Origin of the sequence: Streptomyces sp. NPDC026672 (assembly GCF_040638185.1) — a bacterium.
Classification (GTDB): domain Bacteria; phylum Actinomycetota; class Actinomycetes; order Streptomycetales; family Streptomycetaceae; genus Streptomyces.
Genome location: NZ_JBEZXS010000012.1, coordinates 86,104 through 110,545 on the forward strand (window position 1 = coordinate 86,104; position 24,442 = coordinate 110,545).

At 72.7% G+C, this 24,442-nt stretch carries 27 protein-coding genes and 1 tRNA gene; 15 read left to right on the plus strand and 13 right to left on the minus strand.

The features are described 5' to 3' along the window. Nucleotides 1-300 precede the first annotated feature (300 nt). The 4 genes from AB0F77_RS16435 to AB0F77_RS16450 form a co-directional block, all read right to left on the minus strand. Nucleotides 301-531: a zinc ribbon domain-containing protein gene (locus AB0F77_RS16435; RefSeq protein ID WP_361947991.1), complete on the minus strand. Its 231-nt coding sequence runs from the start codon at nt 529-531 to the stop codon at nt 301-303. Between the two features lie 27 nt (nt 532-558). Further along, nucleotides 559-1,101 (minus strand): DUF4383 domain-containing protein, encoded by a 543-nt coding sequence (locus AB0F77_RS16440; RefSeq protein ID WP_361947994.1) that lies wholly within the window; start codon nt 1,099-1,101, stop codon nt 559-561. A 99-nt stretch (nt 1,102-1,200) separates the two neighbouring features. After that, on the minus strand, nt 1,201-2,607 hold the full coding sequence (locus AB0F77_RS16445; RefSeq protein WP_361947997.1) for a hypothetical protein: 1,407 nt from the start codon (nt 2,605-2,607) through the stop codon (nt 1,201-1,203). A gap of 75 nt (nt 2,608-2,682) precedes the next feature. Next, nucleotides 2,683-3,438, minus strand: a complete 756-nt coding sequence (locus AB0F77_RS16450) for a DUF4097 family beta strand repeat-containing protein (RefSeq protein ID WP_361948000.1) — start codon at nt 3,436-3,438, stop codon at nt 2,683-2,685. 158 nt (nt 3,439-3,596) lie between these two features. Here AB0F77_RS16450 and AB0F77_RS16455 point away from each other — a divergent pair. After that, nucleotides 3,597-3,668 (plus strand) — tRNA-Val (locus tag AB0F77_RS16455). Nucleotides 3,669-3,780: 112 nt separating this feature from the next. Here the strand turns inward: AB0F77_RS16455 and AB0F77_RS16460 are convergent. Next, on the minus strand, nt 3,781-4,437 hold the full coding sequence (locus tag AB0F77_RS16460) for an HAD-IA family hydrolase (RefSeq protein WP_361948003.1): 657 nt from the start codon (nt 4,435-4,437) through the stop codon (nt 3,781-3,783). Nucleotides 4,438-4,763: 326 nt separating this feature from the next. Beyond that, nucleotides 4,764-5,345 carry a TMEM165/GDT1 family protein gene (locus tag AB0F77_RS16465; RefSeq protein ID WP_361948006.1) on the minus strand — a complete coding sequence of 194 codons (582 nt, stop codon included), beginning with the start codon at nt 5,343-5,345 and terminating at the stop codon, nt 4,764-4,766. Between the two features lie 434 nt (nt 5,346-5,779). Between AB0F77_RS16465 and AB0F77_RS16470 the strand changes: the two genes are divergently transcribed. The 5 genes from AB0F77_RS16470 to AB0F77_RS16490 all read left to right on the plus strand — a co-directional run bounded on the left by AB0F77_RS16470 (nt 5,780) and on the right by AB0F77_RS16490 (nt 11,586). Continuing rightward, a complete protein-coding gene (locus AB0F77_RS16470) occupies nt 5,780-6,424 on the plus strand; it encodes an HNH endonuclease family protein (RefSeq protein WP_361948009.1) in 645 nt (214 codons plus the stop codon). Nucleotides 6,425-6,533: 109 nt separating this feature from the next. After that, nucleotides 6,534-8,162: an alkaline phosphatase D family protein gene (locus tag AB0F77_RS16475; RefSeq protein WP_361948011.1), complete on the plus strand. Its 1,629-nt coding sequence runs from the start codon at nt 6,534-6,536 to the stop codon at nt 8,160-8,162. A gap of 125 nt (nt 8,163-8,287) precedes the next feature. Further along, nucleotides 8,288-10,210, plus strand: a complete 1,923-nt coding sequence (locus AB0F77_RS16480; protein ID WP_361948014.1) for an FAD/NAD(P)-binding protein — start codon at nt 8,288-8,290, stop codon at nt 10,208-10,210. A gap of 98 nt (nt 10,211-10,308) precedes the next feature. Further along, on the plus strand, nt 10,309-10,752 hold the full coding sequence (locus AB0F77_RS16485) for a DoxX family protein (protein WP_361948017.1): 444 nt from the start codon (nt 10,309-10,311) through the stop codon (nt 10,750-10,752). Nucleotides 10,753-10,968: 216 nt separating this feature from the next. After that, a complete protein-coding gene (locus tag AB0F77_RS16490) occupies nt 10,969-11,586 on the plus strand; it encodes a VTT domain-containing protein (protein WP_361948020.1) in 618 nt (205 codons plus the stop codon). A 49-nt stretch (nt 11,587-11,635) separates the two neighbouring features. Here the strand turns inward: AB0F77_RS16490 and AB0F77_RS16495 are convergent, their stop codons facing one another. Beyond that, nucleotides 11,636-11,869 (minus strand): DUF2277 domain-containing protein, encoded by a 234-nt coding sequence (locus AB0F77_RS16495; protein ID WP_361948297.1) that lies wholly within the window; start codon nt 11,867-11,869, stop codon nt 11,636-11,638. A gap of 128 nt (nt 11,870-11,997) precedes the next feature. Between AB0F77_RS16495 and AB0F77_RS16500 the strand changes: the two genes are divergently transcribed. Continuing rightward, nucleotides 11,998-12,330 carry a hypothetical protein gene (locus AB0F77_RS16500; RefSeq protein WP_361948023.1) on the plus strand — a complete coding sequence of 111 codons (333 nt, stop codon included), beginning with the start codon at nt 11,998-12,000 and terminating at the stop codon, nt 12,328-12,330. 9 nt (nt 12,331-12,339) lie between these two features. Here AB0F77_RS16500 and AB0F77_RS16505 read toward each other — a convergent pair whose 3' ends face one another. Next, entirely contained in the window at nt 12,340-12,915 is a 576-nt protein-coding gene (locus tag AB0F77_RS16505) for a peptidoglycan-binding domain-containing protein (RefSeq protein WP_361948025.1), read from the minus strand. Nucleotides 12,916-14,055: 1,140 nt separating this feature from the next. Between AB0F77_RS16505 and AB0F77_RS16510 the strand changes: the two genes are divergently transcribed. Further along, nucleotides 14,056-16,101 carry an MDR family MFS transporter gene (locus AB0F77_RS16510; protein WP_361948028.1) on the plus strand — a complete coding sequence of 682 codons (2,046 nt, stop codon included), beginning with the start codon at nt 14,056-14,058 and terminating at the stop codon, nt 16,099-16,101. On the opposite strand, the gene AB0F77_RS16515 is transcribed toward AB0F77_RS16510, so the two are convergent. Further along, nucleotides 16,085-16,600 (minus strand): GNAT family N-acetyltransferase, encoded by a 516-nt coding sequence (locus AB0F77_RS16515; RefSeq protein ID WP_361948031.1) that lies wholly within the window; start codon nt 16,598-16,600, stop codon nt 16,085-16,087. The two genes, AB0F77_RS16510 and AB0F77_RS16515, sit on opposite strands and share 17 nt — an antisense overlap. Before the next feature lie 105 nt (nt 16,601-16,705). Between AB0F77_RS16515 and AB0F77_RS16520 the strand changes: the two genes are divergently transcribed. Genes AB0F77_RS16520 through AB0F77_RS16530 form a run of 3 tightly spaced genes read left to right on the plus strand, consistent with a single transcriptional unit; the run spans nt 16,706 to nt 18,241 of the window. Then, nucleotides 16,706-17,068, plus strand: coding sequence for a metalloregulator ArsR/SmtB family transcription factor (locus tag AB0F77_RS16520; RefSeq protein WP_361948034.1), 363 nt, complete (start codon nt 16,706-16,708; stop codon nt 17,066-17,068). Further along, on the plus strand, nt 17,052-17,576 hold the full coding sequence (locus AB0F77_RS16525) for an SRPBCC family protein (RefSeq protein ID WP_361948037.1): 525 nt from the start codon (nt 17,052-17,054) through the stop codon (nt 17,574-17,576). The genes AB0F77_RS16520 and AB0F77_RS16525 overlap by 17 nt, the downstream gene beginning before the upstream one ends. Continuing rightward, complete coding sequence (locus tag AB0F77_RS16530; protein WP_361948040.1) at nt 17,576-18,241, plus strand: dihydrofolate reductase family protein; 666 nt, start codon at nt 17,576-17,578, stop codon at nt 18,239-18,241. Before AB0F77_RS16525 ends, AB0F77_RS16530 begins: the two co-directional genes overlap by 1 nt. On the opposite strand, the gene AB0F77_RS16535 is transcribed toward AB0F77_RS16530, so the two are convergent. Further along, entirely contained in the window at nt 18,242-18,658 is a 417-nt protein-coding gene (locus AB0F77_RS16535; RefSeq protein WP_361948043.1) for a DUF1992 domain-containing protein, read from the minus strand. Between the two features lie 128 nt (nt 18,659-18,786). Between AB0F77_RS16535 and AB0F77_RS16540 the strand changes: the two genes are divergently transcribed. After that, nucleotides 18,787-19,179 (plus strand): hypothetical protein, encoded by a 393-nt coding sequence (locus tag AB0F77_RS16540; protein ID WP_361948046.1) that lies wholly within the window; start codon nt 18,787-18,789, stop codon nt 19,177-19,179. 181 nt (nt 19,180-19,360) lie between these two features. Here the strand turns inward: AB0F77_RS16540 and AB0F77_RS16545 are convergent, their stop codons facing one another. Beyond that, nucleotides 19,361-20,032 (minus strand): O-methyltransferase, encoded by a 672-nt coding sequence (locus AB0F77_RS16545; RefSeq protein ID WP_361948049.1) that lies wholly within the window; start codon nt 20,030-20,032, stop codon nt 19,361-19,363. A 257-nt stretch (nt 20,033-20,289) separates the two neighbouring features. On the opposite strand from AB0F77_RS16545, the gene AB0F77_RS16550 reads away from it, so the two are divergent. After that, on the plus strand, nt 20,290-22,329 hold the full coding sequence (locus AB0F77_RS16550; protein WP_361948052.1) for a bifunctional glycosyltransferase 87/phosphatase PAP2 family protein: 2,040 nt from the start codon (nt 20,290-20,292) through the stop codon (nt 22,327-22,329). 36 nt (nt 22,330-22,365) lie between these two features. Here the strand turns inward: AB0F77_RS16550 and AB0F77_RS16555 are convergent, their stop codons facing one another. Then, nucleotides 22,366-22,764: an ATP-binding protein gene (locus tag AB0F77_RS16555; RefSeq protein ID WP_361948300.1), complete on the minus strand. Its 399-nt coding sequence runs from the start codon at nt 22,762-22,764 to the stop codon at nt 22,366-22,368. A gap of 128 nt (nt 22,765-22,892) precedes the next feature. Between AB0F77_RS16555 and AB0F77_RS16560 the strand changes: the two genes are divergently transcribed. Both AB0F77_RS16560 and AB0F77_RS16565 read left to right on the plus strand, forming a co-directional pair. Further along, nucleotides 22,893-23,720, plus strand: coding sequence for a helix-turn-helix transcriptional regulator (locus AB0F77_RS16560; RefSeq protein WP_361948054.1), 828 nt, complete (start codon nt 22,893-22,895; stop codon nt 23,718-23,720). Beyond that, nucleotides 23,701-23,904: a DUF397 domain-containing protein gene (locus AB0F77_RS16565; RefSeq protein ID WP_361948057.1), complete on the plus strand. Its 204-nt coding sequence runs from the start codon at nt 23,701-23,703 to the stop codon at nt 23,902-23,904. Before AB0F77_RS16560 ends, AB0F77_RS16565 begins: the two co-directional genes overlap by 20 nt. 16 nt (nt 23,905-23,920) lie before the next feature. Here the strand turns inward: AB0F77_RS16565 and AB0F77_RS16570 are convergent, their stop codons facing one another. Continuing rightward, on the minus strand, nt 23,921-24,334 hold the full coding sequence (locus tag AB0F77_RS16570) for a transglycosylase SLT domain-containing protein (protein WP_361948060.1): 414 nt from the start codon (nt 24,332-24,334) through the stop codon (nt 23,921-23,923). Nucleotides 24,335-24,442: the final 108 nt, after the last annotated feature.

Sequence of the window (24,442 nt, forward strand, 5' to 3'; positions counted from 1 at the left end):
GCGGCCCGGCGGGGGCTGATCGCGCAGTTCCCCGGGCCCCTGGGATGTTGCCCCTGAGGTCGGCCTCAGGAGTGCTCCGACCTGAGCCCCGGTCGAGGCCGCGGCCCGGCGGGGGCTGGCCGCGCAGTTCCCCGCGCCCCTGACGGGGCGTTGCGGTCGTTGGCCGGGTGCGGCTTTGTCGTGGTTGCTCGCGCAGTTCCCCGCGCCCCTTCGGGGCGCTCCTGAAGCGGGCCTCGGCGCCGACTCCCCAGGGGCGCGGGGAACTGCGCGACAAGCCCCCACCGGGCCGCGGCCGTGTTCCTACCCGCAGCACCCGCCACCGCAGCAACCGCCCCCGCCCCCGCCCCCCGCCTGCGGCGCCCGCGGCGCCCGCGGCGCGGTGCTGACGCCGCCGACAGCCACCGTCGACAGCAACTTCACCGTGTCGGCGTGACCCGCAGGGCACTCCGCAGGGGACGCCGATTCAGCCATCGGCCGGGACAGTTCGAACGTGTCGCCGCAGGCACGGCAGCGGTACTCGTAGCGAGGCATGCCCACAGGCTAACCGCTGCGGCCGCGTCAGGCCCGGTGCTGTGCCGGAGGCTCCTGCGGCCCGGCCGTCGCCTCAGGGTGCCTCGCCCGCCAGTACGGGTTGTCGGGCGGGAGGGTCGAACTGACCCTGCCGTACATCCCGAAGAACATCAGCAGCACCCCCACGACAAAGCTGAACAGCACGTTCTGGATGCGGAACGCGAGGAAGTTGTGGGCGGTGTCGAGCAGTCCCAGGTTCAGGAACCCGCTCAGGATGAACAGCACCCCGAGCACCATGTTCAGCGTCGACGCGAAGTTGCCGCCGACGACCATGCCCACGCACAGCAGCAGCCCGACGCAGATCGACAGCACGCTCAGCGTGCCGTTGGTGTTCAGACCGAGCGCGGTGTTGTCGCCGGTGTCGAAGAACCCGATGTTGTTCGTCAGACCGAGGATGCCGAAGGCGAGCAGGAACAGCCCCATCAGGCCGGCTCCCACCCGGTAGACCTGGCTCAGCCGGTGATCGACGGGCAGGTGATCGTCGAACTGGATCCGCTTGCGCGACGCCGAGTGCAGTGCGTGTGCAGCCATCTCCGCCTCCCTGGGCGCGTGTGGAGGCCGTACGTACTACCCAATATCCGCCCACCCCCGCCCCCCGGCAAACGCCGGTTCCGGACGGACCGCCGCCGCTCAGTGCGGGCCGCCCCCGCGTTCCTCACGGATGCGCGAGACGACCGACGCCACGGTCCGCCGTACCGCCTCCGTCTCGGTCAGGAAGTGCCAGTAGTCCGGGTGCCGCCCCTCCAGCGTGGCGATCGCCCGCTCCAGCCGGGCCACCGACTCGTCCAGCGGCCCCGCGTGCCGCGGGTCGGGCGTCGAGCGGCCCGCCATGGCCAGCCGCTGCGCGTCCCGGATCGCGAACCGCGTCCGCTCGATCTCCTGCTGCGGGTCCTTCTGCACGGCGTTCAGCCGCCGCAGCCGCTCGCCCGCGGCCGACACCGCCTCGTCGGTGGTGTTCAGCAGCGCCCGCACCGTCGACAGCAGCGCCGCCGCGTCCGCCCAGCGCTGCGCGTCCCGCGCGGCCCGCGCCTCCGCGAGCTTCGCCTCCGCCTGCCGTACGTCGCGCCCGGCCTCCTCCGGCACGTGCTGGAGGTCCTGCCAGCAGGCCGCCGTGAACCGGCGCCGCAGCTCGCTCAGCACCGGATCGACCTGCCCGGCACGCGTGGTCAGCGCCTGTGCGCGCGTGCGCAGGCTGACCAGCCGGTGGTCGATCTCCGCGGCCTTCTCCGGCAGCCGCTCCGCCTCCGTCCGGATCGCCTCGGCCTCCCGGGCGACCCGCTCGGCCCGCTCCAGGGTCTGCGGCACACCGTGCCGGCCGGCGCCCTGGTTGAGCTTCGTCAGCTCGGGCCCGAGCGCGGCGAGACGGGCGGCGAGGTCGTCGGCGCCCAGCCCCGAGGCGCGGGCCGCGTCCAGCGCGTTCGACGCGCCCAGCAGCGCCTGCCGGGCCCGCTCCACGGCGGGCGCGAGCCGGGCGAGCTGGGTCTCGGCCTTGCCGAGCAGCGGGCCCAGGCCCTCGCCGAAACGGTCCAGGTCCTGTTTGACGCGGACCAGTTCGTCCTTGGCGGCCCTCAGTTCCGTGCGCGCCCGGACCGCGGCCGACGCCTCCAGGTCGTCGCGGTCGAGGTCATGCGCGTCCACGGCCTCGATGTAGCGGTGGCTGGCCTCGTCTATGCGTCGGCCGAGACCGTCGAAGTCGGCGACGGCGCGGCGGGCGGCGGGGGAGTCGTCCACGGCCGTGATGGTCTCCACGGAGATCCGCAGGTCCCGTTGCGCGGTGTCCAGTTCGTAGAACGCGGCGGCCGCGTCGTCCTTCGCGGCCTGCGCCTGCGCCCGTTCGTTCTCGGCCCGCCCGCCGAACCAGCGGCGCGTGCCGCCGCCGGCGAACGCGACGGGCAGCGCGAGGGCGACGAGCACGGGCAGGCCGAGGAGGGTGAGGGCGTCCCGCAGGGGCGAGGGTGAGGGTCCGGAGGGTCCGCGCCTGGGCCGTGTGCACGGCGGGTGCGGCTGCGAAGGTGTCGTGGCCGGTGTCGCCGTCACATCCCTCTCCCGTGCTGTGCTGCGCCCTGGGCTGGTGCCATTGTCCCACCCGTGAAGGACGAACACACGGCCCGGTCAGTTCGCGGTTCGCACCGTGACTTTCCCGTCCCGGGTGCGGGCGGTGACCTCGTGGGCGCTCGCCGGGTCGCGCGGCACGGACACGTGCACGCCGCCGTCGTCGCTGTGCGCGCTCACGCGGTACGGCGCGTGCGGCAGCGAGACGGTCACGGAGCCGTCGGAGCTGCGGGCGTCCACCAGGTCGGGCACGGTGCGCAGCCGGAGCCGTACCGAGCCGTCGGAGGTGGTCGTGCGCACCCGGCGGGAGGCGACGTCGGCGCGTACGGAGCCGTCGTCCGTGTGCAGGTCCAGGGGGCCGGTGGAGTCGGTGACGCGCACGGACCCGTCGTGCGTACGGACCGACAGCGCGTCGCGGAACCCGCGTGCCGTGACGCTGCCGTCGTCGTCCGCCACCTTGACGGCGACCCCGCGCGGGACCTCGATCCGGTGCCGGGCGGCGCAGTCGGCGACGAGGCCGGAGCAGGTGACCCGCAGGGTGAGCCGGTCGTCCTTCATGGCCCAGCGGACGTGCGGGTCGCGCCCGACGAGGACGGACGCCTGGAACCAGCGGGTCACCCGGACCCGGTCCCCGCTCCCGCCGGAGACGATCTCCAGCGCCGAGTCGTCGGAGTCCACGGTGAGCACCCGCCCGTGCAGCGGGAAGCTCCGCCGGTCGGGGTGCTCGTCCCCGGAGGCGGAGGCGCCGCAGGCGGTGACCGCGAGGAGCAGCACCCCGAGCCCGGCGACGGCAGGAACGGAACGACGACGGTTCATGAGAATCCCCCTGGAGGAACCGATGGTGACCTCCACGACGCTAGGGACCCGGCGCCCCGCCGACGATCCTGCGCACTACCGGATCGGGGGTGGGGGTAACCCCCTGATTCGGGTTTGCGGTGCACCGTCGGCGGCAATGTAGGCTGTCGACCGATTCGGGGTGCGTAGCTCAGGGGTAGAGCGCCTGCCTTACAAGCAGGATGTCGGCGGTTCGAAACCGTCCGCGCCCACCGGTGACCGTCCGCGGGCGGACATGATCGAGGCCCGGAGCGTGGGGAGTTCCCCGCTCCGGGCCTCGGCCGTTCCCGGTGGGCCCGTCGTGTCAGTGGTGGGCCGGCCGTGTCAGTTGATGTGCAGGTGGATGTCCGGGGTGTCCGTGGGGTGCACCTCGACGTGGGTCAGGTCGGGGACCGTGATCGTCGGGTGGTGGGCGGCGGCCCTGGGGCCCACGCCCACCACGCGCATGCCCGCCGCGAGCCCCGCCGCGATGCCCGCTCCCGAGTCCTCGAAGACGACGCAGTCCGCGGGGGAGACGCCCAGGTCGGCCGCCGCCTTCAGGAAGCCCTCGGGGTCGGGCTTGCTCGCGCCCACCGACTCGGCCGTGATCCGGAGCGCGGGCAGGGGGAGGCCGGCCGCGGCCATGCGGGCCGTGGACAGGGCGACGTCCGCCGAGGTGACCAGGGCGTGCGGCAGGCCCCGCAGCGAGGCCAGGAACCGTGCGGCGCCCGGGACCTCGATCACGCCGTCCATGTCCGACGTCTCCTGCGCGAGCAGCACCGCGTTGTCCGCGTGGTTCTCCTCCGGCGTGCGGTCGGGCAGCAGGACGGCCATGGAGGCGTGGCCCTGGCGGCCGTGGACCACGCCGAACACCGCGTCGCCGTCCAGACCGTGGGTGGCCGCCCAGCGCCGCCAGACGCGCTCGACGACGGCGTCCGAGTTCACGAGCGTGCCGTCCATGTCGAGCAGCAGGGCGCGGGCGGTGAGGACGGTGGTCGGCACGAGCGGCTCCAGGTGGGACGGGAGGGGCGGGGAGGGGACGGGATGAGACGGGGGCAGGGGCGGGAGTGACGGGTTTCCGAAAGAAGGGGCGGTGAACCCCGGAGGGCGCCCCCTGTGGGACTGCGGCCCCCGGAGGGGCACACGGCGCCCCCGGCAGGGACAAGGCGGCCCCGCCCGCCGGTCAGGGGAAGCGGGCGGGAGCCACTTTGTTTCTCCACGGTACAAAATGAGGAGGCCATCCCGCCACCGCACCCGCGAGCATTCACCCGGTGTTCAGCTCACCCGGCGTTCGACGCACGCGGCGTCCAACCCGTGCGGCGATTGGTTCACGCGGCCACCGCCTCCCACAGGCTCCACACCCCGAGGCCCAGCATCAGCACCGCCGCGACCCGCGTGATCAACCGCAGCGGCACCCGCTTCATCAGCGCCTTCCCGCCCACGATCCCGAGCCCGGCCACCGCCCACAGCGCCAGCACCGCGCCGACGCCGACGGAGAGCGGATCGTCGTAACGGGCCGCGAGGTTGGCCGTCATGATCTGCGTGAGGTCACCGAACTCGGCGACCAGGATGAGCATGAAGCCCGCCCCGGCGACCTTCCAGAAGGACTGGTTCTCGGGTTGCCTCACGTGCTCCTCCCCGTCGTCCTTCTTCAGCAGCAGCATCGCCCCGCCGCCGAGGAAGAGCACACCGGTCAGGGCGTGCACGATCTGCTGGGGGAGCAGGGTCAGCACGCTGCCGGCCGCGACGGCGAGCGCGACGTGCAGCGTGAAGGCGGCGGCGACGCCCGCGAAGACGTACGAGGCGCGGTAGCGGGTGCCGAGGACGAGGCCGGCGAGCGCGGTCTTGTCCGGCAGTTCGGCGAGGAAGACGACGCCGAACACGAGTGCCGTCACGGTCAAGCTGATCAAGGTTCCTCAATCGGTCGGGGGCCGCCCGCCGAGAGTGTGGGTCCTTCGCCACGACGACACCCCGGCAGGACAGCGCACTGGGCGCCCCCGCCGTCCGGCGCGGGCGTGCACTGCTTGCCGAAGGTCTCGCTGGCCAACCCCGTACGAGGTTCGCCTCCGGGCGCCGGCTCAGACGTGCTGAGCAGTGTGTCGACGGTCCGGCGAAGAGCTACTCCCCTTCAACGCCGTCCATGGTACGGGACCGCGCACCTGGACCCTGACGTCGGATGTCTCACCCGTGGGGCCGGTCACCGCGGAGGCAATTCCACCGCGTGTCTTGTTGTGTCATGTGCACGTCACTAACTTCTTACCGGGCGCACTCCTGCCCGCAATGCGGCGCCGCGAGCATTCCCCCGCCCGCGGTTCCCACACCCTCACCCTCCAAGGGAGTTCGCATGCCGAAGTTCTACGCGCGTCGACGTGTCGGCATACTCGCGGCCCTCACCGGCCTGGTCGCCTCCGTCGCCCTGTTCAACTCGCCGAGCGCCTCCGCCGCCCTGCCCACCCCGGTCAGCGGCGCCACCGCCCGCAGCTACCTCTCCCAGCTCACCGTGGCCACCGAGAACCGCACCGGCTACAACCGGGACCTCTTCCCGACCTGGATCACCATCAGCGGCACCTGCAACACCCGCGAGTACATCCTCAAGCGCGACGGCTCCAACGTCGTCACCGACTCCGCCTGCGTCGCCCAGAGCGGCAGTTGGTACTCCCCGTACGACGGCGCCACCTGGAGCGCCGCCTCCGACGTCGACATCGACCACCTCGTCCCGCTCGCCGAGGCGTGGGACTCCGGCGCGAGCAAGTGGACCACCGCCCAGCGCCAGGCGTTCGCCAACGACGTCACCCGCCCCCAGCTCCTCGCCGTCACCGACAACGTCAACCAGTCCAAGGGCGACCAGGACCCGGCCACCTGGATGCCGTCGCGCACGGCCTACCGCTGCACCTACGTCCGCGCCTGGGTCCAGGTGAAGTACTACTACGGCCTCTCCGTCGACTCCGCGGAGAAGACGGCCCTCACCAGCTACCTGAGCGGCTGCTGACCGCCCCCGTACGCCCCCCGGCCCCGCATCCGTGCGTATTCTCCACGTCGGAACCTCCCCGCTCGCCCCCGTCGTTCCGTACCGTACGGGGCGACGGAGGAGAGTGATCGTGGGCGGACTGTGCCTGGGGCCCCTGTTGAGGTACGCCGACGGCTCGTCGGCGACCGTCTGGGTCGAGACGAGCCGTCCGTGCGCCGCCGAGGTGCGCTGCGCCGACGGGGCGGGCGGCACCGCCCGCACCTTCCAAGTGGCGGGCCACCACTACGCGTTGATCCGGGTCGACGGGCTCACCCCGGGCACGTCGACGCCGTACGAGGTGCTCCTCGACGGTGCGAGCGTGTGGCCGCCGCCGGATTCCCGCTTCCCGCCCTCCGTCATCCGCACCCCCGACGGCACGGCCGACGTCCGCGTCGCCTTCGGCTCCTGCCGCTGGGCCGCGCCCCCGGCCGACGCGCACGACCCCGTCGGCCCCGACGCCCTCGACTCGCTCGCCGCCCGGATCGCCGCCGACCCCGAGGGCGAACGCCCGGACGTCCTGCTGCTGTTGGGCGACCAGGTGTACGCCGACGAGACCTCCGACGACACCCGCCGCTGGCTCGCCGCCCGCCGCGACCTGACCGAGCCCCCGGGCAGCGAGGTCGCGGACTACGAGGAGTACACCCGGCTCTACTACGAGTCCTGGCTCGACCCCGAGGTGCGCTGGCTGCTGTCCACGGTGCCCAGTTGCATGATCTTCGACGACCACGACCTCATCGACGACTGGAACACCTCCGCCTCCTGGCTCGCCGACATGCGGGCCACCGACTGGTGGCAGGAGCGGCTGCTGAGCGGGCTGATCTCGTACTGGGTCCACCAGCACCTCGGCAACCTCTCCCCGGCCGAACTGGCCGACGACCCGCTGTACGCCGAGGTGCGCGCCGTGCCCGACGGCACCGACGCGCTGCGCGCCTTCGCCGCCAAGGCCGACGCCGACCCGGCCGCCGTGCGCTGGAGCTACCGCCGCGACTTCGGCCGCGTACGGCTGCTCATGGTCGACAGCCGGGCCGCGCGCGTGCTCGACGAGGACGGCCGCTCGATGCTCGACCCGGGGGAGGAGGCGTGGCTGCGCGACCAGGTCCTCGCCGACCGCGGGTCCTACGACCACCTCCTCGTCGGCACCTCGCTGCCCTGGCTGCTGCCGCACCTGGTGCACGACGCCGAGACCTGGGACGCGGCGCTGTGCCGGGGCGACCGCGGGCCGCGCTGGGCCCGCTTCGGGGAGCGGCTGCGGCGCGCGGCCGACCTGGAGCACTGGTCGGCCTTCCCCACGTCCTTCGCCATGCTGAGCGCGCTGCTCGCCGAGGCCGGGTCGGGACCGGACGCGCCCGCCACCATCTGCGTGCTGTCCGGGGACGTGCACCACGCGTACGTCGCCGAGCCGTCCTGGCCCTCCGGCGGGCCCGACGCCCGTGTGCTCCAGCTCACCTGCTCGCCCGTGCACAACTCCGTGCCGCTCTCGATACGCATGGGCTTCCGGTTCGGCTGGAGCGCGCCGGCCAGGCTGCTCGGGCGGCGCCTGCGACGGCACGGCCGCTGCCCCCGACCGCCGGTCGCCTGGCGGAAGACCGGCGGCCCCTGGTTCGGCAACCAGCTCATGACCCTTGCCCTGCGCGGCCGTTCGGCCACGCTGCGGCTGGAGCAGGCCCAGCAGGACGGCACCCTGCGAACCGTGGAGGAGTCCACCCTCACCCGTGCATGAGGGACAACTGTGACCTGTGGGACGCGCGTTGGCTTCCGTGTCGGCCCCCGGCATGATGAAGCGGGCCGTCCGCTTACGACGGCCGTTCCGCTGCCAAGCGCCCCACACGCCCGGGAGTCTCACCTTTGTCTGCACCGACCGAGGAATCCGCAGTCGTCTCCGTCGCCCTGGTCGGCGCCGGCCCCCGCGGTACCAGCGTCCTGGAGCGCCTCTGCGCCTCCGCACCCGAACTCCTGCCGCCCGGCGCGCGGTTGACGGTCCACGTGATCGACCCGGCGCCGCCGGGGCCGGGCCGCGTCTGGCGCGCCGCGCAGTCGCCCGAGCTGCTGATGAACACCGTCGCCGGGCAGGTGACGCTGTTCACGGACGACAGCGTGGACTGCTCGGGCCCGATCCTGCCCGGCCCGAGCCTGCACGAATGGGCCGGCGGTGAGCTGGGCCCGGACGACTACCCGACCCGCGCCCACTACGGCCGCTACCTTGAGTGGGTGTTCGCCCGGCTGGTGGCCGGGGCACCGGAGAACGTACGGGTCGAGACGCACCGGGCCCGCGCGGTACGGCTCGCCGACGCCCCGGACGGACGGCAGACGCTGACGCTCGACGACGGGCGGACCCTCACCGGGCTCGCCGCCGTCGTGCTGGCGCAGGGGCACCTCCCGGCGGTCGCCGACCCCGCCCTGCGCGAACTCGCCGCGCACGCCGGACGGCACGGGCTGCGCCACATTCCGCCGGCCAACCCCGCCGACGTCGACCTCTCCGCGCTCGCGCCCGGCGAACCCGTGCTGCTGCGCGGGCTCGGTCTCAACTTCTTCGACCACCTGGCCCTGTTGACCACCGGCCGCGGCGGTCGCTTCCTGCCCACCGAGGGCGGCGGGTTGCGCTACCTGCCGTCGGGCGAGGAGCCGCGCCTGTACGCGGGTTCGCGGCGCGGGGTGCCGTACCAGGCGCGCGGCGACAACGCGAAGGGCCCCTACGGCCGGCACACCCCGCTGGTGCTCACCCCGGAGGCGGTGGCGGCCCTGCGCAAGCGCGCGGACTCCGGCGAGGCCCCGGACTTCCGCGCGGACGTGTGGCCCCTGGTGGCCAAGGAGGTGGAGACCGTCTACTACGCCACCCTCCTGCGCCTCTCGGCCGGCGCCGAAGTGCCCGCAGGACGCGGCGACTTCGCGGAGCGGTTCCTCGCGCTGCCGCACGGCGACCCCCGGGAGGCGGCGCTGCTCGACGAGTTCGGGGTGGCGCGGGCCGCGCGGTGGAACTGGGAGCGGCTGGCCCGGCCGTACGGGGAGCGGGAGTTCGGCGGTACGGCGCGGTGGCGGGAGTGGCTGCTCGGGCATCTGCGCGAGGACGCGGCCGAGGCCCGGCTCGGGAACGTCGACGGGCCGCTGAAGGCCGCGCTGGACGTGCTGCGCGACCTGCGCAACGAGATACGGCTGGTCGTGGACCACGGGGGGCTGTCCGGCACGTCGCGCCGGGACGACCTGGACGGCTGGTACACCCCGCTCAACGCGTTCCTCTCCATAGGCCCGCCACGCCGCCGCGTCGAGGAACTTCTCGCGCTGGTCGAGGCGGACGTGGTGACGGTGCTCGGCCCGGGACTGGAGGTCCGGCCTCAGGACGGCGCGTGGGTGGCCCGTTCGCCCCGGGTGCCCGGTTCGCAGGTGCGGGTGACGACGCTGGTCGAGGCCCGGCTGCCGGAACCCGATCTGCGGCGCACGGCCGACGCGTTGCTTGCGGGGCTGTGGCGGGCGGGGGAGTGCCGGCCGCATGTCGTGGACGGTTACGAGACGGGTGGGGTGGACGTAACAGAGCGGCCGTACCGTCTGATCGACCGTCAGGGCCGTGCGCACCCGCGCCGGTTCGCCTTCGGGGTGCCGACCGAGGGCGTGCACTGGGTGACGGCGGCGGGTGTGCGGCCGGGAGTCGATTCGGTCACGCTGTCCGACGCCGACGCGGTCGCGCGGGCCGTGCTACGTGCGACAACTCCCGGGGCTGAGGTGGCCGGAGAGACGGAATCATGGCCAAATGTTGAACTTGCAAGCGTAGATTAGGTCTGCCTAACCTTGATCCCTCATCGGTACCGCCGTGCCCCCACGGACCGGTCGGTCACCCCGGCCGGTCACACCGAAACCGAGGGAGTTGCCCCCACATGTCCGGACGCCTCGACAGCGCCCAGCCCTACGTCATAGGCATGTTCCGCATCGTCATCGGCCTGCTGTTCGCCGTGCACGGAACCGCCACGCTCTTCGGTGTGCTCGGCGGCACCACCACGGACGCCGGCACCTGGCCCGGCTGGTACGCGGCGGTGATCCAGCTCGTCGCCGGCAGCCTGGTGCTGCTCGGCCTCGGCACCCGCGGCGCCGCGCTCGTCGCCTCGGGTTCGATGGCCTTCGCGTACTTCGACGTCCACCAGGAGGCGGCCCTGTGGCCGATCCAGAACGGCGGCGAGCAGGCGGCCCTGTTCTGCTGGGCCTTCCTGCTGCTGGTCTTCACCGGGTCCGGCGCGTTCGGCCTCGACCGGGTGCTCGCGCGGCGCTCGGCGGGCCGGCCGCGGGCGGCGGAGGCGGCCGAGCAGGCACCGGTCGCGGTCTGACCGTTTCCGGTTCCGTTTCCGGTTCCGGTTCTGTCTTCGGTCGCGGTTCCGGTTGCGGATTCGTCCGTGCCCGTCATCGTTCGTACGGTGGCGTCCCTTCCGGTCACGGGAGGGACGCCAGGTATTTCCCTATTCTCCACAGCCCCCTGTGACCCTACCGTCACTCGGGCGGCGTACGCTGTATGGCTGTCATCGGGGGAAGTACGGGGAGATGTCTTGCTGGAGAGTGTGGGGTCGCTGACCGCCGGCCCGTGGATCTACGCCATGGTGGCGTTGTCGGTGTTGCTGGACGTGTTCCTGCCCGTGCTGCCGAGCGGGGTGCTGGTGATCACCGCGGCCACCGCGGCCGCCGCCGGGTCCGGTGCGGCGACCGGGGACGTCCCGCACCAGGTGCCCGACATCCTCTTCCTGATCCTGTCCGCGACCACCGCGTCCGTGCTCGGCGACCTCGTGGCGTTCCGGCTGGCCCGGCGCGGCGGTGAGCGGCTGGACCGCGCGATCGCCCGCTCCCGGCGGCTGACCACCGCGCGGGAACGGCTCGGTACGGCCCTGTCCCGGGGCGGCGGGCTGCTCGTGGTCCTCGCCCGGTTCGCGCCCGCCGGGCGTTCGGTGGTCTCCCTGTGCGCGGGCGCGGCGCACCGCCGGGTGCGCGACTTCCTGCCCTGGTCGGCGCTGGCGGGCCTGTCCTGGGCCGGCTACAGCGTGGCCCTCGGCTACTACGGCGCCCAGTGGCTCGGCGCGACCTGGATCGCGACGGCGGTGTCCCTGGCGGCGCTGTTCGGGGCGGGCGTGGCGGCGACGTACCTGATGCGCCGGGGGCCCCAGGGCGCGTAGCCGCCGCGGGCCGCCGTGCGGGGCGGGTGCCCCGGGCGGTGGGGTGGGTTCAGCCGGCCTTCTGCGCGGGCTGGGCGCCGCGGACCTCCAGGTCGGACAGGAGGGCGGCCGTGGCCTCGGCGACGGCGTCGACCGCGCGGTCGAAGACCTCCTTGTTGTGGGCCGCGGGGGCGCGGAAGCCGGAGACCTTGCGCACGTACTGGAGCGCGGCGGCCCTGATCTCGTCCTGCGTGGCCTCTTCGGGCAGCGCGGGCGGGCGGAGTGTCTTGATGCTGCGGCACATGCGTCCAGTCTCGCGCACGCCCCTCCTCGCGCCCACACCCGCGCCCGTATCCGCGTTCACACACACGTTCGCGTGAACCTCGTGAACGAACTCGCTTCGCAAAATCGAACAGGCGTAGCATTGTCGCCGTGGCTGAGACCTATGACTTTCCGAGTGACCTCCTTGCCGGTCAGGAGGAGCTGCATCAGGTCCGGGCCGAGCTGTCGGCCCTGCTGAAGCGCCTGCCCTGGTCCGTGGAACCGCTGGACGGGTTCAGCGACACCCAGGGCTGGCGCATGGTGGAGCGGCCCGCGTCGCCCGGCTGGACGGCCGACGAGCAGGCGGAGGTGGAGAAGCTGCGCCGCCGCGAACACGAACTGGCCGTGTTCGTCAGCGGGCACCGCTTCTGGGCAGAGGTGGACGCCGGGGAGCGGGTCGAGGCGCGCATGAGGCTCAAGCGCGCGGAGCCCGACGGGCGGTGAGCGCGGGGCTCAGGACCGGTCGGTCTCCGACTCCAGCCTGGCCCGGGTGGCCGGTCCGTAGACGCCGGGTTCGTCGCCCTTGACGCCGCGGGTCCACTGATAGGTGCGTACGGCGTCCTCGGTGCGCTTGTCGAAGGTGCCGCTGGGCCTGCCGAACATGGCTCCGGCCTCGCGCAGGCGGCGCTGGAGGTCCATGACCTCGGGGCCCTGGTCGCCGCGGCGCAGCACCGGGTCGGCGGCGGGCGGGGGCGGTGCGGCGGGGGTGCTGGACGTGGTCGTCCCGCTCGGGCGGGCCGTGGCGGACGCGGTGGGGGAGGGCGGGGCGCTGGACTCGGTGGCTGACGGGGTGGCCGACGGGGTCGGGTCGGCGGTGGGGTCGGTGGCCGAGGCGGTGGGGGAGGCCGAGGGGGTCGTCGCGCTCGTGGCGGGGGCCGTGGGGGGCGTGGTCGTCGCGTCGGGCACGCTCTCCCGCAGTTCCTGCGGGGCGGCGCCGTCCCGGGCGGGGCTTTCGTAGGAGAACAGTCCGCTGGCGACGCCGGCGACGGCCACGGTGGCCACGGCGGCACCGGTCACAGCGAGCAACACGGCCCGCCGAGACCGCCGCCGCCGCCTCGCCCGCGGCGCGCCCGACGGTCCTGCCGCGCCCCCCGCTTCCCGCTCGACCAGCTCCGGCTCCCCCGGCCCGGAACCCCCCACGACCCGCAACGCCACGGTGGCATCCCCACCCCCAGAACTCCACCCAACCCGAGGATCCACCCCGCCCCCGGCGCCCTGCGTCACACCGGGCCCAGCGGCAACCCCCGCGCCCGCGTCGGGGCTGGCGGCCCCTGCCGCGCCCGCGTGGTGCCCGGCGACATGCGCCGCCCCCGCCCCGGCCCCCGACGCCCCCACGCCGGGCAGACCACCCGTCCCGGCCCCGGCCGCCCCCGTGCCGGACTCGTAGGCCCCCGCCGCCGCGCCCGCATGGTGTCCGGCGGTGCCGACATGGCCTCCCCCGGCTCCGCCGACCCCCGCCGTTCCGGCACCGGACAGACCGTCCGCCCCGCCCCCGGCGGCCCCCATGCCGGGCCCGGCGGCATGCGCCGCGCCCGCTCCGACGCCCGCCGCCCCCGTGCCGGGCCCGTAGGCCCCCGTCGAGCTGGTGTGGTGGTCCGGGGCGCCGACGTGGCCTCCACCGGCTCCCCCGGCCTCCGCCGCTCCGGCACCGGGCAATCCGCCCGCGCCGACCATGCCGGGCCCGGCGGCATGCGCCGTCCCCGCCCCGGCCCCCGACGCCTCCGCGCCGGGCCCAGTTGCATGCGCCGTCCCCGGGAACGGGTTTGTGGCAACGATGTCAGTTGGTGGGGTTCCCTCCAGGGGAGTGGTGGGCTGGGGGTTGAGTTCTACGTACGGGCGTATGCGGAGGGGGTTGAAGTCCTCCGCCTCGGCCGCCTCCGCCGTGCGTGTGTCGCGGAGGGCGTCGGCCGCCTCCGTGGTGCAGGTGCACGCCGGGGTGTTGGCCGGCGTGCGTGGCGTGCCGCACTGCGGGCACCTGGTGTTGGTCTCGTCGGTCACTTCGTTCCGTCCCATCCCCTCGCGTCCCCTCGCGAGCTTCAGAGATTATGCAGATCTTCCACACAACTCGTTCGCAAGGTCCCGGAATACGGAATTCCAAACGGACTCGACAGGCCATAACGGATGCCACCCGCCAGGATGGAGGATGTTCACGAGGACCCGGGAGGTCTCATGGCCCTGGACACGCACGCCACGCAACGCGACGGGGACAGCGTCTCCGGCAACGTCCTCGTCCCGATGGGTGCCCTGCTCCTCGGACTTCTGCTCGCCGCCCTCGACCAGACCATCGTGTCGACGGCGCTCCCCACCATCGTCAGCGACCTCGGCGGTCTGGAGCACCTGTCCTGGGTGGTCACGGCGTACCTCCTGGCCTCCACCGCCGCGACCCCGCTGTGGGGCAAGCTCGGTGACCAGTACGGCCGCAAGCGGCTGTTCCAGATCGCGATCGTCATCTTCCTGATCGGCTCCGCCCTGTGCGGCATGGCCCAGGACATGCCCCAGCTCATCGGCTTCCGCGCCCTGCAAGGACTCGGCGGCGGCGGACTCATCGTGCTGTCCATGGCGATCGTCGGCGACATCGTCCCGCCCCGCGACCGCGGCCGCTACCAGGGCCTGTTCGGCGCGGTGTTCGGCGCCACCAGCGTACTCGGCCCGCTGCTCGGCGGGGTGTTCACCGAGCACCTCAGCTGGCGCTGGGTCTTCTACGTCAATCTGCCCGTCGGCGTCGTCGCCCTCGCCGTGATCGCCACCGCCCTGCGCATCCCGCGCCGCACGGCGAGCCACGTCATCGACTACCTCGGCACCTCCCTGATCGCCGCCGTCGCCACCTGCCTGGTCCTCGTCGCCTCCCTCGGCGGCACCACCTGGGCGTGGGGCTCGCCCCAGATCGTCGGCCTGGCCGTGCTCGGCGCGCTGCTGGCCGTGGCGTTCGTCGCCGCCGAGCGCCGGGCCGCCGAACCGGTGCTGCCGCTCAAGCTGTTCGGCATCCGCACCTTCTCCCTGGCCGCCGTGATCAGCTTCATCATCGGCTTCGCCATGTTCGGCGCGATGACCTATCTGCCGACCTTCCTCCAGGTCGTGCACGGCGTCTCCCCGACCATGTCCGGCGTGCACATGCTGCCGATGGTGGCGGGCCTGCTGCTGTCCTCGACCACGTCCGGCCAGATCGTCAGCCGCACCGGCCGCTGGAAGGTGTTCCCGATCCTGGGCACCGCCGTCACGACGATCGGGCTGCTCCTGCTGCACCGGCTCGACGAGCACAGCTCCACCACCGTGATGAGCGTGTACTTCTTCGTGTTCGGCCTCGGTCTCGGCCTGGTGATGCAGGTCCTCGTGCTGATCGTGCAGAACGCCGTGTCGTACGAGGACCTGGGCGTCGCCACCTCCGGCGCGACCTTCTTCCGCTCGATCGGCGCCTCGTTCGGCGTGGCCATCTTCGGCACGGTCTTCGCCGGCCGCCTCGCCGACGAACTCACCGCCGCCTTCCGGGGCGTACGGCTGCCGTCCGGGGTGTCGGCGGACGCCCTCCAGGCCGATCCGCGGGGCATCGGCGCGCTGCCGCCCGCGCTGCGTCCGGCGGCGCTGCACGCGTTCTCGACCTCGATCACCGACGTGTTCCTGTACGCCGCGCCGGTCGCCGTCCTCGGCTTTCTGCTGGCGTGGTTCCTGAAGGAGGACCGGCTGCGGGCGTCGGTGACCGCGCCGGACGTCACCGAGACGCTGGCCTCCAACCCGGTCGAGCGGTCCTCGTACGACGAGGTGTGCCGCGCCCTGTCGGTGCTGGGCACGCGCGAGGGGCGCCGGGAGGTCTACCGGAAGATCACCGACCGGGCCGGCTACGACCTGCTGCCGGTGGCGAGCTGGCTGCTGCTGCGGATGCGCAGGTACGGCTCGGTGGAGCCCGGGGTGCTGGCCGAGAGCGGGATCGTCCCGCTGCACGTGATCCTGGACGGGGCCCGGCAGGTCGAGGAGCGGCAGCTCGCCGTGCGCGCGGGGCTGGACCTCGCGCTCACCGCGTCCGGCAGCGAGGTCGCCGAACGGCTCGCGCGGGCCCGTGAGGAGTCCCTGGCGGAGCTGCTGGGCGACTGGTGGGGTCCGGACCGGCCCACCGACCTCACGCGTCTGGTGAAGGAGCTGACGGACGAGCTGTGCGGTTCCCGCCGCGAACAGCCCCAGGACGGCCCCCCGGGCAACCACCGCCCTACGGGCGTGTCCTGACCCCCAGTTCCTTCCGGAACCAGTGCTCGGCGTAGACGTCGTCGTTGTGCCGCGCGCCCTCCGTGTACCCGAGCCGTGCGTACAGGGCCCGCGCCTCCACCAGGTCGCTCCGGGTGTCCAGCACGATCCGCCGCGCGCCGAGTCCGCGGGCCGCGTCCTCGGCGGCGGTGACCAGGAGGGCCGCGCCGCCCGTGCCGCGCAGCGCGGGCCGCACGAACACCCGGGTCAGCTCGGCGGTGTCCGCGTCCAGCAGCCGGACCCCCGCCGACCCGGCCGGCCCGTTCCCGTACCGCCCGATCAGCAACTGCCCGCCCGGTGGGGTCAGTTCGGCCCCCGTGCGGGCGGCGATCTCGCGCTCCAGCTCGGCCGGGTCGGTGCGGTGCCCCTCGTGCAGCAGGTACCAGCGGTCGCTGACCTCGGTGTAGTAGGCCCGCCACAGCTCGGCCGCGGTGGGCGAGTCGTACGGCTCGGGGGAGACGGTCCAGGTCATGGACGGCATTGTCGGCGGACCGAGGCACCCCCGCGCAACGGGGTTTCCGGGCGCGGCCGAGTGCGGCGGCGGCCGGCGCGTTGACGCATGCCGATATGGGAATATGATGGCGCCATGGCACGAGCGGCGACGACCTCGGACGCGTTCAACGCGATAGCGGAACCGCAGCGGCGGGAGATCCTGGTGCTGCTGCGGGGCGGTGAGCGGCCGGTGACCGAGCTGGCGCGGGACCTGGGGATGACCCAGCCGCAGGCGTCCAAGCACCTGCGGGTCCTCCGGGAGGTGGGGCTGGTGCGCGTCCGCGGAGTGGGCAAGCAGCGGCTCTACGGCCTGGACGCCCGCGGGCTGCGGCCGGTCCACGAGTGGGTGGGCGGCTTCGAGCGGTTCTGGAGCGGGAGCTTCGACCGGCTGGACGCGTTCGTGCGGGAGCTGGAGCAGGAGAGACAGGAGGGACAGGACGATGGCGACGACCAGTAGCGGCGGCGAGGCCGCCCACGCGCACGCGACCGCGGACCGCGAGGTCGTGATCTCCCGGGTGATCGGCGCCCCGCGGGAGGTGGTGTTCGAGGCGTTCACGAGCGTCCGGCACCTGTCGCGGTGGTGGGGACCGGAAGGGTTCACGACCACGACGCGGTCCTTCGAGTTCCGCGTCGGCGGGGTGTGGGACTTCGTGATGCACGGGCCGGACGGGACCGACTACCAGGAGTGGATCACCTGGCGGGAGATCGCCCCGCCGGAGCGGATCGCGCTGCTGCACGGCGAGTCCCGCGACGACCCGAACGCCTTCGAGTCGGACCTGACCTTCGAGCCGGCCGGCGGGCACACCCGGATCGTGATGCGCACGGTGTTCCCCACCAGGGAACTCCGCGACGAGGCCGTGGAGAAGTACCACGCGATCGAGGGCGGCGAGCAGACGCTGCGCAACCTGGAGGTCTACGTCACCACGACCGAGCAGGAGACCGGACGGGAAGGGACGGTGCGCTGATGGCCGGGAAGGTGTTCTTCAGCGTGACGATGTCGCTGGACGGCTTCATGGCGCCCGACGCCGTGCCCGTCGAGTACGTGTTCTCGCCCGAGGGCCGGGACGACCCGAGGGTCCGGCGCTGGATGACGAAGTGGTCGGAGCTCCAGGCGTGGCTGCTGCCGCAGCGCTGGTTCCGGGAGAACCTCAAGCTCGGCGAGGGCGGCGAGGAAGGACTCGACAACGACGTCGCGCGGGCGACGTACGAGCGCACCGGCGCGAGCGTCATGGGCAGGCGCATGTTCGACGGCGGCGAGCGGGCGTGGCCGGAGGAGGCGCCGTTCCACACCCCGGTGTTCGTCCTCACCCACACCGGGCGCGCCCCGTGGGAGCGGCCGGGCGGCACCACCTTCCACTTCGTCGAAGACGGCATCGAGAGCGCGCTGCGACGGGCCCGCGAGGCCGCCGGCGACCGCGACGTGCGCATCGCCGGCGGCGCCGAGACGATCCAGGAGTACCTGGACGGCGGCCTGATCGACGAGTTCTCGATCACCCTCGCGCCCGTGCTGTTCGGCACCGGCATCCGCCTGTTCGACCGCGTCGACCCCGACCGCCTCACGCTGGAACAGACCCGCACGGACGCCTCGTCCCGCGTGACCCACCTGACCTACACCACCGCGAAACGCTAGCTAGACGCCGTCCGGGAGGGCCCGGCGGCGGTGCCACTCGCGGACGATCTCCTCGACGTCGTACGGCTTGCGGCCCAGCGGGGGGCCGGGCGGCGGTTTGAACATCATGTCGCGGATCTTCACGTTCACCTCGGTGATGATCTGCCGCGCGATCCGCTCCGAGGGCGCCGCGTACGCCGCCGCGAGCGCGTCCTCCGCCTCCTTGCGCAACGCCAGCGCCGGCGGCAGCATCGCGAGCCCCTCACGGGCCAACTTCCGCTTGACCCACCACAGTTCGTCGTACGCCGTGTCCGTGCCCGGCGGCAACGGCTCGCCCGCGCCCGCCAGTCCGTCGAACTCACCGCGCCCCTGCGCGTCGCGGATCTGCTTGTCGACCCAGGACTCGAACGGGACACCGGGTGGCTTTCGCTCGGTCATGCCTTCATTGTGCCGGACGCGGCACGGCCGGGCGATTTATCATTCGGCCGCTGTGCATGCGCAGTTCAGCACAGTCACGACCTACGCCGGAATCCTTCGGTTCCACACGCACTTCAGGGGGAACGCACGTGCTCGAACTCACGATGGCCACCGTCTCCGGGACGGACGCGGGCGCCACGGCCGGCATGCTCATGGCCGACGCGCCCAGCGATCCGGGCGCCGTGCTGCGGGTCGGCCGGGACGGGGCGGTGTGCCGCCTCGCCACGCCCGAGGACTGGCTGTTCGTCTCCCGCGTGCACCTGGAGTTCCTGTGCGGCCCCGACGGCGTCTGGCAGGTGACCTGGCTGCGCGGCTCCCAGCCCGACCCGTCCTCCGAGGTCCGGCTGACCGTCGGCGAGTACGCCCAGTCCCTCGCCTACGGCGGCAGCGTCCGGCTGCCGCGCGGCGGCTCCGGCGAGGTCGTCGTCGCCGACCGCACCGGACCGCGCACCGTCAACGTCGGCTTCTACCACGAGGCCTAGTGCCCCGACAGGCAACGTTCGCCCCGTCGCGACGCCCGGCACGCACTCTCGCCGCACCGGGCACACACCCGAGTACATCCAGTACGAGGGCGTGCACCCGGCACGCCGGGAGCACGCACCGGACGTCGCTCCTCGACGGGCAAACGTCGCCCGCCGGGGCACTAGCGGCCGCAGGCCGGATTCAGGCCAGCACCCGGGCGAGCGCGAAGCCGTCGTGGCCCTTGCTGCCCACCGTCTGGAGGGCGGCACCGGTCAGCCGCGGGTGGGTGGCCATCAGGTCGATGGCGGCACGGGTGCCGAGCACGTCCGGGTCGGAGTTGCCCAGGTCGGCCACCCGGCCGCCGCGCACCACGTTGTCCACGACGATCAGGCTGCCCGCGCGGGTGAGCCGCAGCGCCCACTCCACGTAGTACGGATTGTTGGCCTTGTCGGCGTCGACGAAGACCAGGTCGAAGGGGGCCGGGTTCTCGTCGGCCAGCTTCGGCAGCGCCTCCAGGGCCGGGCCCACCCGCACCTCGACCACCCGCTCCAGCCCGGCCCGCGCGATGTTGCGGGTGGCGACCTCCGCGTTGTGCGCGCTGTACTCCAGCGAGATCAGCCGGCCGTCCTCGGGCAGCGCGCGGGCCAGCCAGATCGTGCTGTAACCGCCGAGCGTGCCGATCTCCAGGATGTTCCGGGCGCCCTGGATCTCGGCGAGGAGCCGCAGGAACTTGCCCTGGTTCGGGCTGACCGCGATGGCCGGCAGCCCCGCGGCCTCGCTCTCGCGCAGGGCCGAGGCCAGCGCCTCGTCGTCCGGCGCGAGCCGGCTGGAGAAGTAGAGATCGACGTCGTCCCACAGCTGCGAGTCGCTCATGCACCCACGCCTTCCGTACCCGGTGAGGAGTCCCAATCTAGTGAGGAATCCGGACGCCGTGTGATCGATCTCGCTCCCCGCGGAAGCAACCTCACCCCCCTCGGACTATCGTCATCCGGACAAAAGGCGAGCGGACGTCAGGTGAAGCACGGGTTTCCCGCGTCCCCTCTCCGGGGGTGGCGCGGACCCACGGCGGTCCGCGGGACTACACCCGCGCGACGGCGCGCGGGGACGACGGGGCGGGAGGCCGACGAGGCGTGGCGAACGTGGAACACAGCGGGCAACCGGCGGAGACGTTCTCCGGCTCGACGGCCGGGGCACGCCTGAGAGCCGCCAGACTCGCCCTGTGGGCGGTGGTCGCGGTCCTCGGCGTGCGGCAGATGGCCGCCGTCCTCGGCACCCCCAGCGGAGAGCGCCTGACGGACCTGGAGACCTGGGTCGGCCCCGGCGGCGTCCTGCACGTCACCGGCTCCCTCTACGACTCCTCGCGCTTCACCGGCACCCCCTTCGCCGGCCTCGTCCTCAAACCCCTCACCAACGCCGCCGAGCAGGCCCTCGGCTGGGGCTGGACCTTCGGCACCCTGCTCCTCGTCGTCGCGCTCGGCCTGGTCGCCGCCCGCGCCCTGCCCCGGCCCATCAGCCGCCGCACCGCGCTGCTGGCCGCGCCCGTCGCGATCAGCCTGCTCATGGTGTCGCTGCCGGTCCGCAACACGCTGTGGCTCGGCCAGACCAGCATCATCCCGGTCCTGCTCGTCCTGCTCGGCTGCTTCACCGTGCGCGGCGAACGCGCCGGCGGCCTGTGCATAGGCGTCGCCGCCGCGCTCCAGCCCACCGTGCTGCTGTTCGCCCCGCTGCTGTGGTTCACCGGCCGCCGCCGGGCCGCCGTCGCCGGCGCCGCCACCTTCGTCGCGGCCACCGCGCTCGCCTGGGCCGCGATGCCGCACGACTCGTACATCTACTGGGTCCACCACCTGGCCGGGGCGGGTCTTGGCGGTCAGGCCGACGCCCTCGCCAACCAGTCCCTGCACGGCGCCCTGCTGCGTCTCGGGCTCTCCGGGCCCCTGGAGATCACGGCCAGTCTGCTGCTGGGCGCGGCCGTCGCCGCGGTCGCCCTGCGCCGGGCCGTGCGCTACGCCCACGACGGCCAGCTCCTGCTCGCCGTCGCCGTCACCGGCTGCGCCGCCGTCGTCGTCTCCCCGACCACCTGGCAGCACCAACTGCTGTGGGTGTTGCTCGCGGCCGTCGGCCGGGTCGGCAAGCGCGCCTCGGACCGCTACGTCTGGCCCGTCGCCGTGATCCTGGTGACCACCCTCCCGGCCAGGATGATGCTGCCGAACATGGCGCAGCTGTACCCGCTGCGGGACAACCTCGTGCTGCTCGCCGCGATCGCCGCCGCGACGCTCGTGCCGTTCCTGCCGCGCACCTCGCCGTCCTACGCCGCCCCCGTCCCCACGCGGTACGCCGAGCCCGTCCCCGCCCGCTTCCGGCGGGTGCCCCTGCTGCCGTTCCTGCGCCCGGTCCTCAGCCGCCCCAACCTGCTGCTCGAACTGCTCCTCATCCGCGTCACCTACGCGGTGTACCAGCAGATCCGGCTCGCGGCGACCGGCGGCGACCAGGCGGCCGGGCGGGCGACCGCCGAGCGGCACGGCCGCGAGATCGTCTCGATCGAGCGGTTCCTGCACATCGACGTCGAACACGCGCTCAACCACGCCGTCGTGAAGATCGGCTGGCTGCGCGACTTCTTCGACTTCTACTACGAGTCGTTCCACTTCGTGGTCCCGCTGACCGTCATGGCCGTCCTGTACTGGCGCCGCCCGTCCGACTACCGCTGGGCCCGCTCCGCCCTCGGCGTCGCCACCCTGCTCGCCCTGGTCGGCTTCTGGCTGTTCCCGCTGGCGCCGCCCCGGCTGATGCCGGGACTCGGCTTCATCGACAGCGTGCACGGCGTCCAGGACCTCTCCTCGCCCGACTACGGCGCCATGACGGCGATCACCAACCAGTACGCGGCGATGCCCTCGCTGCACTTCGGCTGGTCCCTGTGGTGCGGTGTCGTGATCGCCGTGCTGGCGCCCCGGTGGTGGATGAAGGCCCTGGGCATGCTGCACCCGCTGCTGACGGTCACCGCGATCGTGGCGACCGCCAACCACTGGGTGCTGGACGCGGTCGGCGGCGCGACGGTGGTCGGCGCGGGCTTCGCCCTGGTCTACGTCCTGTCGGGCCCCCGAGCGGCCGCCCAGGAGACCCCCGCGCGATCGGCCCCCGACCGCGTCCCGGCCCCGTCGAGACTCCCGAACTGACTCGTGCGGGGCCGTTGTCCGTGTGCTGCCGGTGGGTTACGGGCGAGGGCTGCCCGTGGGCCACGGCTCGTGGTCCGAGGTGCACTCGAACCACACCGTCTTGCCGCCCTCGTCCGTGGGCGACACCCCCCACTTGTCGACCACGGCGTCGAGCAGCGTCAGCCCCCGCCCGCCCTCGGCCTCGTCGTCCGACGCGCGCGGGCGGCACGGGAGTTCGCCGTGACCGTCCGTCACCTCCACGCGTACGCCGACGGTCTGGCGCGCGAACATCACCGTGCAGCGCCGGTCCGGGACATGGCGTACGACATTGGTGACCAACTCGCTCACCGCCAGCTCCAGGGCGTCCGTGAGCTGCGCGAGTCCCCATTCGGCGAGCAGTGAGCGGACGATGCTGCGGATGTGCCGTACCGAGTGCGCGTCGACGACGAGGTGCATGCGGTAGTGGGGGATAGGGGGAATCTTGAGTTTCACAGGACGAGGCTGACCTGCTGTGACTACCCTCGGCCATGGCATGGATACAACGGGTCCGACCGTGGGCCGCGTTGCGCGAGAGGGGACCGTCCGTGACCAATGTCAATGCGCTCGACCCGAGTGCATCACCGCTTGACTACTACGGCTTCGAACTCCGCCGACTCCGGGAGGCGGCGGGTCTGACTCAACGACAACTCGGTGACATCCTCAGCTACACGGGGTCGCTCATCGGTCAGATCGAAACTGCTCGGAAGTTGCCCACGGCGGAGTTCAGCCAACGGGCCGACGCCGCGCTGGAGACGGGTGGGTTACTGTCCCGACTCGTGGATCTGGTCATGAAGAGTCAACTTCCGGCCTGGTTTCAGCAGATCGGTGAGCTGGAGTCGCGGGCAACAGAGATCTGTGCGTATCAATCGTTCATGGTTCTTGGGCTTCTTCAGACCAAGGCGTACGCAACTGCGGTCTTTGGCGCGCTGCATCATGACAACCTCGAAGACCGCACCGCCGTACGACTGGCCCGTGGACGAATCTTCAAGAAGAGTGACCCGCCGACCTTTTGGGCCGTTCTTAGCGAGGCTGCGCTGTACTTGGAGATCGGCGGGCGGAGAGTCATGCGCGAGCAGTTGGCGCACCTGGCGTCATTCGAGCACAACCCCGGGATCAACATCCAGGTGTTGCCGTTCTCTGCCGGAGCTCATGCGGCCTTGCCGGGCTCGTTTGACCTCTTCCGCTTCACGAACGACCCCACCGTCTTCTACAAGGAGGGGTACGGCGGCGGTTACACGACTGCCAATCCGGACATCGTCAGAGATTGCTCGCTCCGTTACGATTTTTTGCAGGCCGCCGCGCTGTCCATCAAGGACTCGGCGGAGTTGATGCGGCATGTGATGGAGGACCGCTATGGAGAGAAAGTGGCGTAAGTCCAGCTACAGCAGTGACCAGGGCGGCCAGTGCGTCGAGTGCGCACCCCTCGGCGGACCCACCTGGAACACAACCACCTGTACGGCGATGGCCGTCCGGGACTCCAAGGTCCCGAACGGCCCCGTGCTGACCCTCACCCCCGCGGTCTTCAAGACCTTCGTGGAGTGGGCCCGCACCTGCTGAACCCGAGTGGAACGGCTCAGTACCAGCCGTTGGCCTGCCAGAAGTTCCACGCGTCGGCCGGGCTGCCGTAGCGGGAGTTCATGTAGTCCAGGCCCCACTTGATCTGCGTGGCCGGGTTGGTCTTCCAGTCGGAGCCTGCGGACGACATCTTCGAGGCGGGCAGCGCCTGGACCAGACCGTAGGCGCCGGACGAGCTGTTGGTGGCGGTGACGTTCCAGCCGCTCTCGTGCGACACGATCTTGCTGAACGCGTTGTACTGGGCGGCGTCCGGGATCATCTTGTGCGCGACGGCCTGCGCGGAGGACGCCGAGCCGGTGGCGGCCTGGGCGGGACCCGAGGCCAGGACCATGCCGGTCGCGGCGGCGGCGACGGCGACGGTGGCGAGGGCCTTCTTCGGAGCGGCGACGCGACGGATGAACGAGACGGACACAGTGAACCTCTTCGTCGGGGACGTGGGGATCGCCGTAGCCCGTGACCTTTGTGCGGCGGTGGGGCGTACGTCGGCGCCGCGGCCCGGGTGGGCTCGTCGGCGCCTGGC

Coding starts and splice junctions, on each gene's coding strand:
- AB0F77_RS16435 (WP_361947991.1), bottom strand. CDS start 531: ATGCCTCGCTACGAGTACCGCTGCCGTGCCTGCGGCGACACGTTCGAA.
- AB0F77_RS16440 (WP_361947994.1), bottom strand. CDS start 1,101: ATGGCTGCACACGCACTGCACTCGGCGTCGCGCAAGCGGATCCAGTTC.
- AB0F77_RS16450 (WP_361948000.1), bottom strand. CDS start 3,438: ATGAACCGTCGTCGTTCCGTTCCTGCCGTCGCCGGGCTCGGGGTGCTG.
- AB0F77_RS16470 (WP_361948009.1), top strand. CDS start 5,780: ATGCCGAAGTTCTACGCGCGTCGACGTGTCGGCATACTCGCGGCCCTC.
- AB0F77_RS16485 (WP_361948017.1), top strand. CDS start 10,309: ATGTCCGGACGCCTCGACAGCGCCCAGCCCTACGTCATAGGCATGTTC.
- AB0F77_RS16495 (WP_361948297.1), bottom strand. CDS start 11,869: ATGTGCCGCAGCATCAAGACACTCCGCCCGCCCGCGCTGCCCGAAGAG.
- AB0F77_RS16510 (WP_361948028.1), top strand. CDS start 14,056: ATGGCCCTGGACACGCACGCCACGCAACGCGACGGGGACAGCGTCTCC.
- AB0F77_RS16515 (WP_361948031.1), bottom strand. CDS start 16,600: ATGCCGTCCATGACCTGGACCGTCTCCCCCGAGCCGTACGACTCGCCC.
- AB0F77_RS16520 (WP_361948034.1), top strand. CDS start 16,706: ATGGCACGAGCGGCGACGACCTCGGACGCGTTCAACGCGATAGCGGAA.
- AB0F77_RS16525 (WP_361948037.1), top strand. CDS start 17,052: ATGGCGACGACCAGTAGCGGCGGCGAGGCCGCCCACGCGCACGCGACC.
- AB0F77_RS16530 (WP_361948040.1), top strand. CDS start 17,576: ATGGCCGGGAAGGTGTTCTTCAGCGTGACGATGTCGCTGGACGGCTTC.
- AB0F77_RS16535 (WP_361948043.1), bottom strand. CDS start 18,658: ATGACCGAGCGAAAGCCACCCGGTGTCCCGTTCGAGTCCTGGGTCGAC.
- AB0F77_RS16545 (WP_361948049.1), bottom strand. CDS start 20,032: ATGAGCGACTCGCAGCTGTGGGACGACGTCGATCTCTACTTCTCCAGC.
- AB0F77_RS16555 (WP_361948300.1), bottom strand. CDS start 22,764: ATGCACCTCGTCGTCGACGCGCACTCGGTACGGCACATCCGCAGCATC.
- AB0F77_RS16565 (WP_361948057.1), top strand. CDS start 23,701: ATGGAGAGAAAGTGGCGTAAGTCCAGCTACAGCAGTGACCAGGGCGGC.